The organism is Rossellomorea sp. LjRoot5 (assembly GCF_964253455.1).
In the GTDB taxonomy this organism is placed as follows: Bacteria; Bacillota; Bacilli; order Bacillales; family Bacillaceae_B; genus Rossellomorea.
In genome coordinates this window covers 3076966-3093585 of the sequence record NZ_CAXUQN020000001.1, presented here as the reverse complement: position 1 = coordinate 3093585, position 16620 = coordinate 3076966, and the positions used below count along the sequence as shown (strand labels likewise).

15 protein-coding genes are annotated in these 16620 nt (G+C 43.3%); 12 read left to right on the top strand and 3 right to left on the bottom strand.

Annotated features, from left to right (window positions below; genetic code table 11):
• Nucleotides 1-79 precede the first annotated feature (79 nt).
• A complete protein-coding gene (gene hemY / locus ACSQ2E_RS15755) occupies nucleotides 80-1486 on the top strand; it encodes a protoporphyrinogen oxidase (protein WP_435994581.1) in 1407 nt (468 codons plus the stop codon).
• A 103-nt stretch (nucleotides 1487-1589) separates the two neighbouring features.
• Here hemY and ACSQ2E_RS15750 read toward each other — a convergent pair whose 3' ends face one another.
• Nucleotides 1590-2996, bottom strand: coding sequence for a glycoside hydrolase family 18 protein (locus tag ACSQ2E_RS15750; RefSeq protein WP_435992024.1), 1407 nt, complete (start codon nucleotides 2994-2996; stop codon nucleotides 1590-1592).
• 188 nt (nucleotides 2997-3184) lie between these two features.
• On the opposite strand from ACSQ2E_RS15750, the gene ACSQ2E_RS15745 reads away from it, so the two are divergent.
• From ACSQ2E_RS15745 to ACSQ2E_RS15735, 3 genes are all read left to right on the top strand, one after another.
• On the top strand, nucleotides 3185-3757 hold the full coding sequence (locus ACSQ2E_RS15745; RefSeq protein WP_435992022.1) for a TetR/AcrR family transcriptional regulator: 573 nt from the start codon (nucleotides 3185-3187) through the stop codon (nucleotides 3755-3757).
• Nucleotides 3758-3883: 126 nt separating this feature from the next.
• A complete protein-coding gene (locus ACSQ2E_RS15740; RefSeq protein WP_435992020.1) occupies nucleotides 3884-6082 on the top strand; it encodes a YhgE/Pip family protein in 2199 nt (732 codons plus the stop codon).
• A gap of 147 nt (nucleotides 6083-6229) precedes the next feature.
• Nucleotides 6230-6982, top strand: coding sequence for a FixH family protein (locus ACSQ2E_RS15735; protein WP_435992018.1), 753 nt, complete (start codon nucleotides 6230-6232; stop codon nucleotides 6980-6982).
• A gap of 64 nt (nucleotides 6983-7046) precedes the next feature.
• Here ACSQ2E_RS15735 and yhfH read toward each other — a convergent pair whose 3' ends face one another.
• Nucleotides 7047-7181, bottom strand: a complete 135-nt coding sequence (gene yhfH, locus ACSQ2E_RS15730; protein ID WP_079533738.1) for a protein YhfH — start codon at nucleotides 7179-7181, stop codon at nucleotides 7047-7049.
• A 196-nt stretch (nucleotides 7182-7377) separates the two neighbouring features.
• On the opposite strand from yhfH, the gene ACSQ2E_RS15725 reads away from it, so the two are divergent.
• The 3 genes from ACSQ2E_RS15725 (at nucleotide 7378) to ACSQ2E_RS15715 (ending at nucleotide 10817) form a co-directional block, all read left to right on the top strand.
• Nucleotides 7378-8112, top strand: a complete 735-nt coding sequence (locus ACSQ2E_RS15725; RefSeq protein WP_435992016.1) for an MBL fold metallo-hydrolase — start codon at nucleotides 7378-7380, stop codon at nucleotides 8110-8112.
• A gap of 11 nt (nucleotides 8113-8123) precedes the next feature.
• Complete coding sequence (locus ACSQ2E_RS15720) at nucleotides 8124-9110, top strand: lipoate--protein ligase (RefSeq protein WP_435992014.1); 987 nt, start codon at nucleotides 8124-8126, stop codon at nucleotides 9108-9110.
• Between the two features lie 150 nt (nucleotides 9111-9260).
• Nucleotides 9261-10817, top strand: coding sequence for a fatty acid--CoA ligase family protein (locus tag ACSQ2E_RS15715; protein ID WP_435992012.1), 1557 nt, complete (start codon nucleotides 9261-9263; stop codon nucleotides 10815-10817).
• A 41-nt stretch (nucleotides 10818-10858) separates the two neighbouring features.
• Here the strand turns inward: ACSQ2E_RS15715 and ACSQ2E_RS15710 are convergent, their stop codons facing one another.
• Complete coding sequence (locus ACSQ2E_RS15710) at nucleotides 10859-11161, bottom strand: hypothetical protein (protein ID WP_435992010.1); 303 nt, start codon at nucleotides 11159-11161, stop codon at nucleotides 10859-10861.
• A gap of 152 nt (nucleotides 11162-11313) precedes the next feature.
• On the opposite strand from ACSQ2E_RS15710, the gene ACSQ2E_RS15705 reads away from it, so the two are divergent.
• The 5 genes from ACSQ2E_RS15705 (at nucleotide 11314) to ACSQ2E_RS15685 (ending at nucleotide 16577) form a co-directional block, all read left to right on the top strand.
• Complete coding sequence (locus tag ACSQ2E_RS15705; RefSeq protein ID WP_435992008.1) at nucleotides 11314-12090, top strand: enoyl-CoA hydratase-related protein; 777 nt, start codon at nucleotides 11314-11316, stop codon at nucleotides 12088-12090.
• Between the two features lie 113 nt (nucleotides 12091-12203).
• Nucleotides 12204-13109: a serine hydrolase domain-containing protein gene (locus tag ACSQ2E_RS15700; protein WP_435992006.1), complete on the top strand. Its 906-nt coding sequence runs from the start codon at nucleotides 12204-12206 to the stop codon at nucleotides 13107-13109.
• A gap of 115 nt (nucleotides 13110-13224) precedes the next feature.
• Entirely contained in the window at nucleotides 13225-14157 is a 933-nt protein-coding gene (locus ACSQ2E_RS15695; RefSeq protein ID WP_435994579.1) for an alcohol dehydrogenase catalytic domain-containing protein, read from the top strand.
• Nucleotides 14158-14278: 121 nt separating this feature from the next.
• Entirely contained in the window at nucleotides 14279-15874 is a 1596-nt protein-coding gene (dcuS, locus tag ACSQ2E_RS15690) for a DcuS/MalK family sensor histidine kinase (RefSeq protein WP_435994577.1), read from the top strand.
• Nucleotides 15867-16577 (top strand): response regulator, encoded by a 711-nt coding sequence (locus tag ACSQ2E_RS15685; RefSeq protein ID WP_435992004.1) that lies wholly within the window; start codon nucleotides 15867-15869, stop codon nucleotides 16575-16577. The genes dcuS and ACSQ2E_RS15685 overlap by 8 nt, the downstream gene beginning before the upstream one ends.
• Nucleotides 16578-16620: the final 43 nt, after the last annotated feature.

Below are 16620 nucleotides of genomic sequence, written 5' to 3'. Positions count from 1 at the left end.
AGTGGGTTCACTCTCAACGCTTTAGTCCTTCTCTATTATTGGATATGAAGATATTTTGTTAAAGAAGGCGATGAACGTGTTGGAACAACAAAACAAAAAGATTGTAGTCGTAGGCGGGGGGATCACCGGTTTAACCACGGCCTACTATCTGCAACAGAAAATCAAGGAAGAACATCTTTCCATCGAAGTAAAACTGGTAGAAGCCACCCACCGATTAGGCGGGAAGGTCCAAACTCTCAATAAGGACGGCTATATCATTGAAAAGGGACCCGACTCTTGTTTATCAAGCAAAACGGAAATCTCCCGTTTAGCGGAAAAACTTGGTATGGAGGACAAGCTCGTCCGAAATCGCAAAGGCACATCCTACTGTATAGCCGGTGGTGAACTCTATCCAATACCAGGGGGATCCATTGTAGGAATTCCAACCCAAATCGCCCCTTTCATCACAACAAGCTTATTTTCACTATCAGGAAAAATGAGGGCAGCGGCGGATTTTATCCTTCCACGCTCCCAGGAAAGAGAAGATCAGTCATTGGGGAAATTCTTCAGGAGAAGAATGGGGGATGAAGTTGTTGACCACTTGATCGAACCGCTCTTAACGGGCATATTCGCCGGGGATATCGATCAACTAAGCTTAATGTCTACATTTCCGCAACTCTATGAATTGGAGCAGAAACATCGGAGTTTAATAGCCGGCATCAAAAAGAGCGGACAAGCGGGGGGATCAAACGAAGAAGGGAACTTCCTGACTTTCACCGGGGGTCTACAATCATTGATCGATGCCATGGAAGCAAGTTTGGAACCAAATACGGTATACAAAAGCATGAAGGTAACCAACATAGAAAAAGAGATCAGCGATGATTATACCATCACTTTCACGAACGGGGATCAAATGGAAGCCGACAGCGTCATCGTCACGACCCCCCATCACGTATTGCAATCCATGTTTCCTTCCTACCCATTCTTGCATTTTTTAAAGGAGATGCCTGCTACGTCAGTGGCGACGGTTGCAATGGGATTCTCACAAGAGGCCATAAAAAAAGATATCGCCGGAACAGAGTTCCTGGTATCAAGAAATAGCGATTACTCCCTGACAGCGGGAACGTGGACTCATAAAAAATGGCCACACACGGCTCCGGAAGGAAAAGCATTGTTGCGTTGCTACCTTGGCAAGTCCGGTGACGAAACCATCGTGGATTTGTCCGATGACCACATCGAGCAAATCGTGCTCGATGATTTGAGTAAGATCATGGAAATTGATGGTCCGCCTGATTTCACGATCGTCTCACGCTATAAAAATTCCATGCCTCAATACACGGTCGGCCACAGAGAACGTATTCAAAGTATGTATGATCAAGCAGAGGCCACTTTACCAGGAGTATTCATCGCTGGGAGTTCATATGATGGATTAAGTATTCCCGACTGCATCGGGCAAGGGGAGAAGACCGTATCGAAAGTGTTGGATTATTTGAACGAGATATTTTGAAGACCACTGGGAAACTGGTGGTCTTTCTTAGGGGGGCATGCTGAATTTCCTTTTATGCTTCACTTCCGAGATGAAAGAAAGCACCCTCTAATGAAGGTGCATCTTACTTCACCACCCGATATCTTGAATGCTGAAGCACCCAATTCTGTGGAAAGGCAGAACCCAGAACCCAGTAGCTCAGCCCCCTTAATCTATAGTCGTCCAGCACCATTTGCTTTGCCAGCATGCTTCTCGCATCTTCAAACCAGACTTCATGCTGCTGCCCGGATTCATCCCAATATTTGAAGAATGGAGACTGGTATTGGTCATTGTATTGAATGCGCACCCCGTATTTGCTTGCAAGGTCAATGGCACCCTGAGGGGAGATGGATTTCGCAAAAGTCCCATCCACCCATGGGATTTTCCAGTCACGGCCATATAAGGGAGCCCCCATGAGAATTTTATTGCGGGGTATGACCGTCACGGCGTAGTCCAGTACTTTTTTCACTTCATTAATGGGAGCAATCGCCCATGGTTTCCCTCCGGCCCATCCCCACTCGTAAGTCATAAGGACAACAAAGTCGACAATTTCTCCGTGAGCCTTATAGTCATGGGCTTCATATAACAATCCTTTTTGATCTCCCTTGATTTTCGGAGCGAGTGCCGTTGAGACAGAATAGCCTTTTGGTTTTAATGCAGAGACCGTCCTCCTTAAAAAAGAGTTATAATTTTCCCGGTCTTCAGGGTAAACGTATTCGAAATCAATGTTCAATCCTTTATAACCCTTTGTCTCCATTTTCTTAAGTATGGAAGAGATTAACGTATTTTGCAGTGGTACACTTCTTAAAATGGTTGCAACAAGATCGGAGTTGAATTTTCCGTCTACATAATTGGTCAGAACCAATAGGGGATCGACGTTCTGATTATCCGCAGCCGAAATAAGGCCGGTATCGTTCAGTTCTGTAATCGAACCTTCTTTTGTAATGGAATGGGTAAAAGGAGCAAGGTATGTGAAGTAGCTTCCCAGCCCATTCACTTCGGCTGCTCCTTGACTGTCGGTCCTCGTGGTGTATGCATTCACCTCGATCACCGGTTTCGTGTTCGGGATCCGAATTTGTTGATTAGGGTAGATAAGGGATGGATTGGAGATGGCATTCGCATTTAAAATCTCTTGCATAGGAACTTTATAATTATAGGAAATGGTATAAAGGGTATCGCCTGTTCGAACGTTGTGAATGAAAGCAGGCATTACAATCAACTGACCGATAAATAGTGTGGAGGGATCAGAAATCTGGTTGAATGTCTGTAGTTCATTGGGATCCATATGATACTTTTGACTGATCTTATACAACGTATCCCCTGGCTGAACGATATATTCTTTTAAAGGTTCCGGGATGAGAAGACTTTGTCCGATAACAAGTATATTGGGGTTCTTCAACTGATTACCATAAGCGATCTGGTTCACCTCAACCCCGTACCTTGATGCGATCGACCAGAGTGAATCCCCGCTTTTTACCACGTAAATATTCATATGACACCTCCTGAACCGTCTTATACCTATAGCCTATTCATGATGGCTTATTCGATATGAAAAAACGGGGATAAAGAAAATGAAAAATATCACTTGTGTAATGCTTGTAGATGTGATAAATTTATCAATGTTAACAAAATGACTAAATTACAAATATGGTCAAACGGTCAAATGAGAGGAGTGAGTTCATGGCGATCGATCGAAAGAAACAGATCCTCGAGGCAGCTACCAATTCTTTTTCATTGTTTGGATATAAAGCCACGACGATGGATCAAGTGGCTAAAATTGCGAATGTAGGAAAAGGAACGATTTATACATTCTTTAAGAATAAGGAAGAGTTGTTCGACGAGATCGTTTCATCATTAATTAATGAGATGACCTTTGAAGCAGAAGAAGTGATTGATCCGGAAGCTACATTTTCTGAAAATGTCCACCGTGCATTGTTTCGTCTTCTCGAATTTCGTAAAGAGCATAAGCTGACGATCAAGTTATATCAGGAAGCCCGTGAAATGGGAACACCTGCTGTATCCGAGGTCATTGACCGCATGGAAAAAGTGGTCATAGACTTCTTAAGTCACCGAATTGAAAAGGCCATTGCCTCAGGAGCGATTAAGCCCTGCAACCCGGAAATGACTGCATTCGTCTTGTTGAAGCTATACGTTTCCTTGATATTCGATTGGGAACGTACACATGGTCCACTTGATAAAGATGAAATAGCCAATCTGTTTGAGCTGTATATCATTAAAGGGTTATCAAATTGATAGTCCTTCATTTTTAGGAAAAAATGACCAATTGAATGAAATAGTCATTTATTTTTTACCTTTCGATGACCGTTTGGGTTTATTGGTCAATAATTCAATTCTTTGAATAAAAAATAGGAGGAAAACATGAAGAAATCATTTATTGGTTCAGAATTCAAAGCGATTTTTCGCAACAAGAAGCTGCTCATTCCGATACTAGCCGTGCTCTTTATTCCTGTACTATACAGCGGCATGTTCCTTTGGGCATTCTGGGATCCATACGAGCAACTTTCAGATCTTCCTGTAGCTGTTGTGAATAGTGACCAGGGGGCAGAGTTTGATGGTAAGGAGTTGCATATCGGATCGGATCTTGTTGATAAGCTGAAGGAAAGCGATCAGTTCGATTTTCATTTCGTCGATAAAAAAGAAGGATATAAGAATCTGGAGAAACAAGACTATTATATGCTTGTGGAAATTCCAGAGGACTTCTCTGAAAACGGTACTACGTTGTTAGAGGAAAATCCTCAAAAGCTTTCTTTAAAATATGTCCCGAATGAGAGCTTTAACTTCTTATCTGCTCAAATTGGGGATACGGCGATGAAAGAGATCAAAGCGAGTCTTTCTACATCCGTTTCAGAAACGTATGCAGAAACAATGTTTGATAAAATTCAGGAAATGGGAGATGGTTTCCAGACTGCCAGTGACAAAGCAGGGGAAATCAACAATGGGGCCATTGATCTTTCTCAAGGTGCCAAGAAGCTAAAGGACAATCTAGCTGTTCTTGCTGAAAAGAACGTCGAGATGACAGACGGCGTGGCTAAAACCCGTGCAGGTGCCGAGAAACTGGCTAAAGGTTCTCAGGAACTATCTGACGGTGTCGGCGTCATGACGGATAAATCCCAGCAATTATATAAAGGGACGCAGGATGTTCAATCCGGGTTGAATTCCCTTGCTGCCGGAATCGATAAAAGCAAGGCAGGTTTGGAGCAAGTGGACGCCGGGCTTGATAGTGCCGTGGACAATACGGCTAAATTGCAGGCAGGTTCACAGACCCTTGCAGAAAAAATCGGTGACCTGAAAGGTGGAGCCGATAGCGCGCAAGCAGGCGCTCAAGCGATTGGGGCCGGGGCTTCAAAGCTTGAAGAAGAATTGACTCCATTCATGGGAAGCCTTCCGGAAGAAAAGAAGGCTGAACTTCAGGCAGCCATCGACCAAATCAAGCAGGGGGCATCGGGACTTCAGACAGGTACCGGGGCTTTAAGTAATGGTGCCGTTGAACTTCAAAAAGGTGCAAACTCTCTCGCGGGTGGAATCGGTGCATTAAATGATGGCCAGAAGAAACTCCAGGGCGGCGTCGATCAGCTCGTGGCCGGATCAGCACAGCTTGACGAAGGTTCCAATCAACTTGTTGCCGGTCAAAATAAAGTGGTGGAAAACTACGGATTATTAAATCAGAAACTTGGAGACGTATACCAGGGAACGGTAGGTCTTGCTTCAGGGGCGAATGAACTGAGCTCAGGCCTTAACCGGGTATATGATGGATCCAATCAGCTTGCAGACGGATCCAGGAAACTCGCCGATGGTTCCACTGAGCTCGCAAACGGTTCAACGAAACTATCAGACGGGACAACGGAATACGAATCGAAATTAAAGGACGCAGCAAAAGAAGCCAATAGTGTCAAAGCGGATGACGATACGTATGACATGATGGCGGGTCCAGTCGATGTGAAAAATGAGAAAATCAATCATGTTCCAAACTACGGAACAGGATTTGCTCCTTATTTCTTATCTCTTGGACTATTCGTAGGGGCATTATTAATCTCTATTGTGTATCCGCTTCGCGAACCATCCGACCGTCCATCAAGCGGAATGAGCTGGTTCATGGGGAAATTTACTGTCCTTACGACAGTGGGGATCATCCAATCACTGATAGCAGCAGCCATTTTACTCTTTGGATTGGGTCTTGAAGTAAAAAGTGTACCATTATTCTTACTTTCTACTATTATTACAAGTCTTACATTCCTGGCATTGATTCAAATGCTTGTGACGGTACTGGGTGATCCGGGACGATTCGTCGCCATCATCATTCTGATTCTGCAATTGACGACGAGTGCAGGTACATTCCCACTTGAATTGATTCCGACTGCATTACAGCCAATCAGTGCACTGTTACCGATGACGTACTCGGTGTCAGCGTTCAAGGCGGTCATTTCAAGTGGAGACTTTGCCTTCATGTGGCAAAACCTCTTCATCCTGCTGGGATACTTCATTGTGTTCGTTGCATTGACAGCTATTTTCTTTGTAGGATTATTCAAGAAGCAATATTCGAAAACAGTAGAAGCATAAGGAAAAAAACGGCAGATGTCACAAACATCTGCCGTTTTTTCTTCATAAAATGGACAAACCCCGAGTAAACATGAAGGTGTATACTAAATGGTGAGAGGTACATAATGGTGATACATGAAAAGAGAATGCCTAAAGGAGAATGTTGTCATGAAGAAAATAAGCTTATTATTGCTGGTAGGTTTCCTCGCAATATTTATCTCTGCATGCGGAAATTCAAAAGAAGATAACGGAGCAAATAAAGATGAAAAACTGGAAGCGATCGATGCAAAGTTAGACGTGCCTGAGAAAGGAGAAAAAGGTGAACCGGTTTCCCTTTCCACGAAAGTCACTCAAGGTGATGAGAACGTCGACGATGCCGGTGAAGTAAAATATGAGATCTGGAAAAACGGTCAGAAAGATGAAAGCCAAATGATCGAGGCCAAGCACGAAAAAGGCGGACTTTATAAAGCAGAAAAGACGTTTCAAGAAGACGGTGCGTATACAGTGCAGGTTCATGTGACCGCCCGCGACATGCACACGATGCCAAAAACAGAAATTGCGATCGGTGAAGTAGAAGAGGGCGATCATGAGGAAGCGGGTGAAGATCACCACCATGGCGACCATGAAAGCACCGTTACCATCCATTTGACGAAGCCTGACAGTATTACTGCGGGTGAAGAAGCGGAAATGATGGTGCATGTAGAAAATAAAGAAGTCGCACTGGAAGAAGCCAGAGTCCGTTTTGAAATTTATCAGGATGGTCAAGAAAAGCATGAATGGGTGGATCTGACTGAAGGTGAAAGCGGAGAATATAAAGGATCCTATACATTCCCGGAGAAAGGGTCATATAATGTACAGGTCCATGTAACCAAAGGAGAAGAAATTCACGAACACACGATGGAAACAGTGGACGTACAATAATCATAAAAAGGATGCTCTTCATTTTGAAGAGCATCCTTTTTAGTACCCCTTGATTTTCATGTGCTTAGTATTCGTAGTCAGTCGTACATTTCTCGCAATAAATGCCGTAGCATTCATGCTGCTCCTCAATTGTATCTCCACATTGTGCACAAGACTTAGGCGGCAAATTTCGAAAGAACTCAACAATATTTTTTACCATGTTCATCACCCTCCGTAAATTTGTATTCACCCATCAATTGTTCGTGTTATATAACTGATGTGTTAATTTATTTTATTGTATTATAACAGTATGAGTTTCGTCAATAATTAATTCTAAAATGGGCGGAAAAAATGAAAAAATAGGCACAATGAAGTATAGTAGGGGTACAGACTAAAGTGAAAGGCGATGTTCAAATATGAAGTTAACCGTTATTGGTCAATGGGGCGGATATCCGAAAGCAGGAGAAGCGAGCACCGGGTATTTACTTGAAGCTAATGGCTTTAAACTGCTTATTGACTGTGGAAGTGGTGTACTATCCCAACTTCAACATCATATAGAACCTACAGAGTTAGATGCAGTCCTTCTGTCCCACTATCATCCCGATCATGTGGCAGATATAGGTGTACTACAACACGCTTTATTGATTCAATACTTCTTGGGGAAAAATAAAGGTCCATTACCTGTATATGCCCATCGGGAAGATCAGCAAGGATATAATTCCCTTACATACAAAGATTTAATGACAGCCCATGAGTATACTGAGGACTCTACTTTATCTGTTGGTCCCTTCACCGTAACGTTTGTGAAATCAAAGCACCCCGTTCCATGTTATGGGATGAGGATCGAAGCAGATGGGAAATCCCTCTTTTATACAGCAGATTCCGCCTTCAGGGAAGAATTTATTTCATTCGGACAGGATGCTGACGTGCTTCTCTGTGAATGCAATTTCTATGGGGAGATGGATGCATCGAACGCTGGTCATATGACTAGTCTCGACGCCGGGAAACTTGCTCAGTTAACCAGTGCCGGGAACCTAATCCTCACCCATTTACCTCATTTCGGCGACCTGGAGCAGTTAATTACAGAAGCAAAAACGATTTATAGCGGTCACGTATCATTAGCAAAAAAAGATATGGTAGTAGAAATTTAGGAGGAAACACGATGTTATTTATTGATAATAAAGGAATCACAGATCCGCGGATCAATCTTGCTATAGAAGAATATGCATTGAAGAACTTAGATATTAATGAGAGTTATTTATTATTTTACATCAATGAACCTTCCATCATCATCGGAAAGAATCAAAATACAATCGAAGAGATCAATACAGATTACGTGGAGAAACAGGGACTTCACGTCGTACGCCGCCTTTCCGGTGGGGGAGCCGTGTATCATGACCTGGGGAACCTGAACTTCAGCTTTATTACGAAAGATGATGGGGAGAGCTTTCATAATTTCAAGAAATTCACTGAGCCAGTTGTAACGGCTCTCCACAAACTCGGGGTAAAAGCTGAGCTGAGCGGTCGTAACGATATCATCGCAGAAGGCAGAAAGATCTCGGGGAATGCCCAGTTCTCAACGAAAGGTCGGATGTTCAGTCACGGAACGCTGCTGTTCGATTCCGAAATGGAAAACGTCGTGTCCGCTCTACGGGTGAAAAAAGACAAGATTGAATCAAAAGGAATCAAATCAATCCGGAGCCGTGTGGCCAATATCTCTGAATTCCTGACTGAACAAATGAGCATAGAAGAGTTCCGCTCAACCCTTCTTGATTTTATCTTCGAAGGAAGCGACGCAGAAGAATATGTCCTGACGGAAGAAGATTGGAAGAATATACATGAACTCTCAAAAGAACGCTATCAGAACTGGGATTGGAACTATGGGAAATCACCAAAATTCAATCTCCAGCATTCCCACCGCTTCCCGGTCGGTTCCATCGATGTCCGCCTCGAAGTGAATAAAGGGAAGATCGATAACTGTAAAATCTTTGGTGATTTCTTCGGGGTGGGAAATGTAGAGGACATTGAAGAAAAGCTTGCCGGTATACGCTATGAGCGAAAAGACATTGCCGGGGCATTGGTAGGTGTTGATATTCAACACTATTTCGGTAATATCACGATGGATGAATTCGTTGATTTGGTGTATTGATTTAAATGGAAGAACCGTCCAAATTGGGCGGTTTTTTTATATCAATATACTTGTATTAATACTATTCTTTATATAGAATATATTTTGAATACTTTTAATAGTTTGATGAATGACCATTCATTCAGTTTATTAAAAAGGGGAGGGAAACAATTGAATATTGCTACACGGTTAGATCAAATTGCTCAAGAGAAAGCAGATAAAACAGCCTATCATTTCTTGAATACTTCAAGTACATACGGGGAATTGAATGGTGCTGTATCGAAATTTGCAAGCGGTTTAGAGCAATTGGGTCTGAAAAAAGGAGATCATATCGCGCTTGTATTGGGGAATTCACCGCATTTTGTCATCGGATTATATGGAGCACTGCGTCTTGGATTAAAGGTCATTCCGATCAATCCGATTTATACTCCGGATGAGATTGGCTACATTCTGAAAAATGGTGATGTGAAGGCCATTCTCACACTTGATCTGCTCGTGCCATTGATTGTAAAAATGCAGCATCTGTTATCGGATGTGGAGCACTTCATCCTGTGTGAATCAAGAGATGAACGGGCGAAGGACATTGATTTAGAAAAAATTTCTCTGGTGTACCCTAAAATGAAATCGTTTACAAGTGTTTTGGGGAAAGGGGACCCTGCATTTAAAGGAGAGACAGTGGATGAGAATGAAATAGCCATCATTCTTTATACTTCCGGGACGACGGGTAAACCGAAAGGCGCCATGCTCACACATAAAAATATTTATTCCAATGCGACCGACGTGGGCAGTTATTTACGAATGAATGAAGATGATACCGTCATTACCGCTCTGCCAATGTTCCATGTCTTCTGTTTAACAGTGGTCCTGAATGCACCGCTTTTGAGAGGAGCCACCCTGTTAATCGTTCCACGCTTCAGTCCAAAGGCCATTTTTGAATTATCAAAGGCTTATCAACCAACCGTATTCGCCGGAGTACCGACCATGTACAACTTCCTGTTCCAGTACCCTGATGGAAACCCTGAAGATTTATCATCTCTTCGGCTCTGTATTTCAGGCGGCGCTTCCCTGCCGGTGGCTCTCTTGAAAAATTTTGAAAAGAAATTCAATGTCATGATTTCTGAAGGGTATGGGTTATCCGAAGCGTCACCTGTGACATGCTTCAACCCGCTGGATCGACCAAGGAAACCGGGATCGATTGGAACATCCATCATGAACCTCGAAAATAAAGTCGTCGATGAAATGGGAGAAGAAGTACCTGTCGGACAGGTCGGCGAACTGATCGTCAAAGGCCCGAATGTTATGAAGGGCTATTACAAAATGGAAGAAGAAACCGCCGCAACGATCCGCGACGGCTGGTTATATACAGGAGACCTTGCCCGCATGGATGAAGATGGCTATTTCTACATTGTGGACCGTAAAAAAGAGCTGATTATTGTAGGGGGTTACAATGTTTACCCTCGTGAGGTCGAAGAAGTGCTTTACAATCATCCCGGTATCGTGGAAGCAGCGGTCATCGGTGTCCCGCATCCCGAACTTGGTGAAGCCGTCAACAGCTATGTTGTAAAAAGCGATTCAACCCTGACAGAACAAGATGTGCTGGAGTATTGCAAAGAGCATCTTGCGAAGTACAAGCTTCCGGCTTCCATCGAGTTCCTGGATGAACTGCCGAAGAACACAACAGGGAAAATCTTGAGAAGAGCGCTGAAAGAGCAAGTGCTTCAATCATAAACAAAGAAGATGTTCAGTGGATCACTGAGCATCTTTTTGTTTCATTTCATAGCTTTACTGGCCTGTAATAGCTTTGATTCACCTTTTTCCCACGTCTCGACCTGTTCAATTGCCTGATCTGGAGTGAATCCCTGCCCGACCAATACACCTGATAAGATAAATTCCTGGAAGAGGTGGGTAAGGTTGATGCCTTCTTCCACTTCTGATAAGGCACGGGTTACGAGTGGTTGGATATATTCGTCCCACTGATCCGGAAGGCTTTTCGTTTCACGGTAGTACTGATTATTGTAATGGGCAGTCTGTTGATGCTGGAAGTAAGGGTTTTGATTATAAGGATGATACATAATAGCATACAGCTCCTTTATGGGTAGATGTCACGAACAGTCTATGCATTCACGAAGGAAGTGTTCATACCTTATAAAAAATGAAAGGGTTTTCTCGATTCGTGTCGAATCATACATAAGGAGGAAACACTTATACAAAGGGGAGAACAAACATGGAATCCATTTTACTACAGCAAAAGGGCAACGTTGCAACGGTCACCATCAACAGGCCGGATGCAATGAACGCCTTTAACTATGATACACTGAACGAACTGCAGCAGGTTGTCGAAGCACTCCGCATCAACCCGGACGTCCGGGTCGTCATTTTTACTGGAAGTGGAGAAAAAGCTTTCTCAGTCGGAGCGGATCTTAAAGAAAGAAAGACCTTGACTGAACAGCAGGTCATCCGAAACGTCTACAAAATCGGAGAGGTCTTCCAATCTGTCGCCACCCTTCCGCAGCCGACCATCGCTGCTATGAACGGGTACGCATTCGGGGGAGGGATGGAACTTGCCCTTGCATGCGATTTCCGAATAGCTGTAGCGGGCACGACAATGGGACTGACCGAAACAAGCCTGGCCATCATTCCGGGAGCAGGAGGCACTCAACGTTTGCCGCGACTGGTCGGTGAATCCAAAGCCCTCGAACTTATCCTCACAGCTAAACGTTTAACTTCAGAAGAAGCATTGGAAATCGGACTTGTTACAAAGGTAGCAGAAAAAGAAAATTTCATGGGTGAAGTCCATGGATTCGTGGAACCTATGTTAGCGAATGGCCCGGTTGCACTGCAGCAGGCTAAATTTGCCGTTAAGAATGGGATGAACGTGGACCTGCAGACAGGTTTGCAGATTGAGAGAAAAGCATATGAAATCACGATCCCCACTGAAGACCGGGTGGAGGCTTTACTGGCATTCAGTCAGAAGAGGAAGCCGGAGTTTAAGGGAAAGTGAATCGAACGTTTTGACTGATTGAGGTTTTATGTGAGTAGCAGATCTGCTGTGGAGCGAGCTTGGCTCTCGTGGCGGATCCTTTTTTATGGTGGTGGACTGGTGGAGATGCATTTTTGGAAATAAAACTAAATTATTTACTTTTGGCAAAAATAGTAGAGAATTTAACGAATCAGCCATTTGCTACTTTTATGTATGATGAAATTTTTAATAGAATTGGAATGAGTAAGACTGCATCGAATTTTAGAGATGCTCAAGAATTAGGGTATCAGCCAGGGTTTCAAACATGGTTCGGTAAGCCGATAAAAAGTAAAGGGTTTATGGATGATAGCGGGGTCCCATACGGGTATATGGTCTCCACTTCAGATGATATATCGAAGTTCATAAGATTTATGATGGACGGAGGCGGAGAATTGCTCTCAGAGAAAACCTTCTCTATGTATACTTCTCCACAAGTTCATAGAAAAGAAGATATGTATTACGGTTATGGCTGGAGAATCTCCACAAGGGCAGAGGATTCTTACTATTTCCATGGCGGGGAAACACCCGATTCGCGGTCAGAACTATTCATAAATCCCAATGGGAACTATGGATTTATCTTACTCACAAACAAAAACAACTTTTCAGAAGTCCTTTCAACTGTAAAGATGAGGGATGGTATCAAGACGATTTTGGAAAATGGGACAATGCCGGAAGTGAAGCCGGTTAATCATCACTTACAATGGATAGTCTCTTTCATCACAGGTTTTCTTTTTTTAATATGCTTTTGGATTTTATCCCGACTCAGAACGAAAGCTTCCATTAAGAATAGAGTATGGATATTCATCGGATCATTGTCCTTGCTTCTTGCGATAGGAATCATTCCCCTATTGTGTTATTTCTTCTCTGCTCCCTGGCGTTCAATCAATCTATACGCGCCCGATATTGCATTCATCATAAAACTTCTGGTTGGGATGTTGACGTTAAATGGTGTCCTACTTTTAATGATTGCATTGCTAAAGCGAAATGAAGCAAGACACTGATTGCCTCTATACCCAAGGATAATACGATTCTGGATTGCCTGATGACTCTATTAAGAGCCGGGCGTAAAGACTATCTGATAAACTGGAGGAAATATTGAATGAAAGGAAATGCGACATGATACAAACATCACTTGAACTAACAGCGAAAAAAACATTACAGTGGACGACACAAACCATACCACCACTCAATGAAGATGAGATTCTTATTAAAACTGTTGCAGGAGCCATCAGCATCGGGGCAGAACTTCCTCAATACAATGAAACGGATCCCACTGACCTTCCGCCGACTTACCCTAAAGAAACCGGGTATGAAAGTGTTGGAGAAGTGATAGCCACAGGTGAGGCAGTCAAAGGCTTTAAAATAGGGGACCGGGCGGTTGCATTTTATGGGCATAAGGATTATGGGATCGTAAAGGAGAGTAAGGCCATTTTCGTTCCGGAAGATATTCCCCATCAAGAGGCATTGCTTGTGATTTTGTCATGTGATGCAGCAAAAGGTGTGCTTAAATTGAATCCGAAAGGGAACGATCGGGTTTTGGTTACAGGTGCCGGAACGATGGGTCTATTGACCATCTACTATCTGAAGGAATATATGAAGGTCAGTCACATTGATATGGTAGAACCTCATAGCTTCAGAGGCGAATTAGCAAAGAAATTGGGGGCGAAAACCGTCTATAAAGATCAAAGTGAATGCCCAAGTGATTTCTATGATTATGCATTAGAGTGCTCGGGGTTTAACGATGCATTTAAGATACTGCAAAAGTCGCTTAAGTATGAAGGTGAAATATGCATATTATCCGACGGGAATAAGGAATCATTTATTCTGCAACCTGACTTTTTCCGCAAAGAGCTTAAGGTTGCAGGGGCAAGTGATGGATGGGATTATGAGCAACATTCTAAATGGTATTTTGAGCAGATCAAAGACAAGGATTCCCGCTTACGCGAGCTGTTTGAGAAAACGATCACGTTTGAAGAACTGCCCGAGTGTTTTGAAGAACTGGGTACAGGAAAGATTTCTCCCATAAAGGTTTTGGTGAACTATTTCTAACATCTTTTTATCAAAAAGAGGTTCCCGTGGAGCCTCTTTATTTACGGGGGTCTATCATAAAACCAGAATTCATGTAAAATTAACAGTCATACCAAACTGCACAGGAGTGACTCCCGTGAAAATGAAAAAGCTTAAACTAAGTACCATCATCATTCTTTTCGTCTGTGTCGTTGTCCTCGTTTCCCTTGTCATAACCGATCTGCTGATTACAAGGACGATCAATGATAATATTGAAACGAATATCGAAGAAAAAGCCAAGATTGTTTCAAGGACGGTTGCTCATTCCACGATTGTGAAGACCGGCCTTCAGAATCAAGAAAACGAAGACAGCATTCAAGAATACGCTTTGGATATCCAAGAATCAGCCGAGGTCCTGTTTGTTGTGGTGATGGATATGGAGGGCATACGGAAATCACATCCCGATTCCGACCGAATTGGCAAGCACTTTGTCGGTGGGGACGAGAAAGATGTGTTGGAAGGAAAAGAAAGCCTGTCCATTTCTGAGGGCACGCTTGGTAAGTCTGTCAGGGCTTTTTCTCCCGTATACAATGAGAAACACGAACAGATCGGGGCAGTGTCTGTCGGGATTTCCTTGGAAAGTGTAGAAGAAGCGCTGAATCAAAGCCACTACAATATTTTATTGGGGTCGGCTTTCGGAATCATTGTGGGGATCGTAGGTGCTGTCATCATTGCCCGGTACATAAAGAGAATTTTATTTGGTCTTGAACCCTTTGCAATCGCGAAGATTTTAGAGGAGCGGAATACGATGCTTCAGTCGGTCCATGAAGGAGTGGTGGCCGTGAATAAGGATACTACCATTTCCCTTGTGAATAAATCAGCGCTGAAAATTTTCAATAAAGCTGGACTGAGCTCCGATCCGATAGGTATGCCCATTAAGGAATACATGCCGCACACCCGTCTTGAACGGGTGATGGAGACGGGGAAACCCGAGCTTGACGAGGAGCAGACGATCAACGGGGTATCGATACTCGTGAACAGGGTTCCATTAATCGTCAATGATGAAGTAGTCGGAGCGATCTCTACCTTCCGTGATAAGACGGAAGTGAATCAATTAGCTAAACAACTAACCGGTGTAAAATCATATGCGGAAGCTCTCCGGGCTCAGTCACATGAATTCATGAATAAGATGCATGTGATTCTGGGACTCGTAAAGATGAAGGATTACAGTCATTTAGACCGGTATGTGAAAGAACTTGTTTCCTTCCGTGTCGACGAAGTGAGCATGGTGACCTCGAAAGTGAAAGACCCTGCCCTTGCCGGTTTTATCATGGGGAAACTAAGCTATGCGAGGGAAAAGAACGTTTCGTTAACCATCGAATGCCACGACTTTCTTCCGGAACCAAGGGACCCTGCTGTTACCCATGAGCTGATCACCGTCATTGGAAACCTATTGGATAACAGTATTGATGCAACGATGGATTGTGACGAAAAGGAAGTGTTGATGGAGATATTTTATCAGGATGGCCAGTTTGAAATGGTAGTGACGGATACAGGAATAGGGATGCCGGATGATATGGTAGAGGATATTTTTATCAAGGGGTATTCTTCTAAGGGAGAAGGGCGCGGCTACGGTCTGTTCCTAGTGAAAGAGAGTATCGGTAAACTGAATGGGACGCTGCATGTTGAATCGAAGGAAGGTTCGGGAACGACCATGATTGTTCAAGCTTCATATAAGGAGGGGATGAAGGGTGATTAATGTATTGATCGTGGAAGATGATCCAATGGTGGCCCGGTTTAATCAAAGGTATCTGGCAGAAATCAATGGATTTTATTTAATCGGTATTTCGAATTCAATTGAAGATGCCATGGAGAAGGTAAACGAGTTCAAGGTCGATTTGATTTTATTGGATGTTTATTTGCCCGGGAAACAAACCGGAATGGACTTATTGGAGCAAATACGCATGGAACAGCGGGAGATGGATGTCATCCTCATCACAGCGGCATCAGAAGTCGAAAATATTCAAAGTGCCCTCAGGATGGGCGTTGTGGACTATTTAATCAAGCCCTTTGAATTTGAACGGTTTAAAAAAGCGTTGATGTCTTACCGGGAGAGTAATCACATGCTTCAAAAGCACTCTACCATCGAACAGGACGAACTGGATTTACTTTTATTACGGGATGTACAGGAAACCAGGGAGAAGATGTCCCTTCCTAAAGGGGTGGCGAGAAGTACACTAGCGTCTATTTATCAAGAGCTTGTCAGTTTCGAAGAGGAGTCATTTTCAACTGATGATATAGCGGAGGTGACGTCGATTTCACGGGTTTCGATCAGAAAGTACCTGAGGTTTTTGAAAGAAATCGGGGTTGTGGATGAAACCTTGGTCTATGGAATCGGAAGGCCGGTATTTCAGTATACGTTGAAAAAAATGAATATCCAGAGAATCGAAAGTTATTTATAAGCAGCTTATGGCTGCTTATTTTAATTTCAAAAAACAAACAATA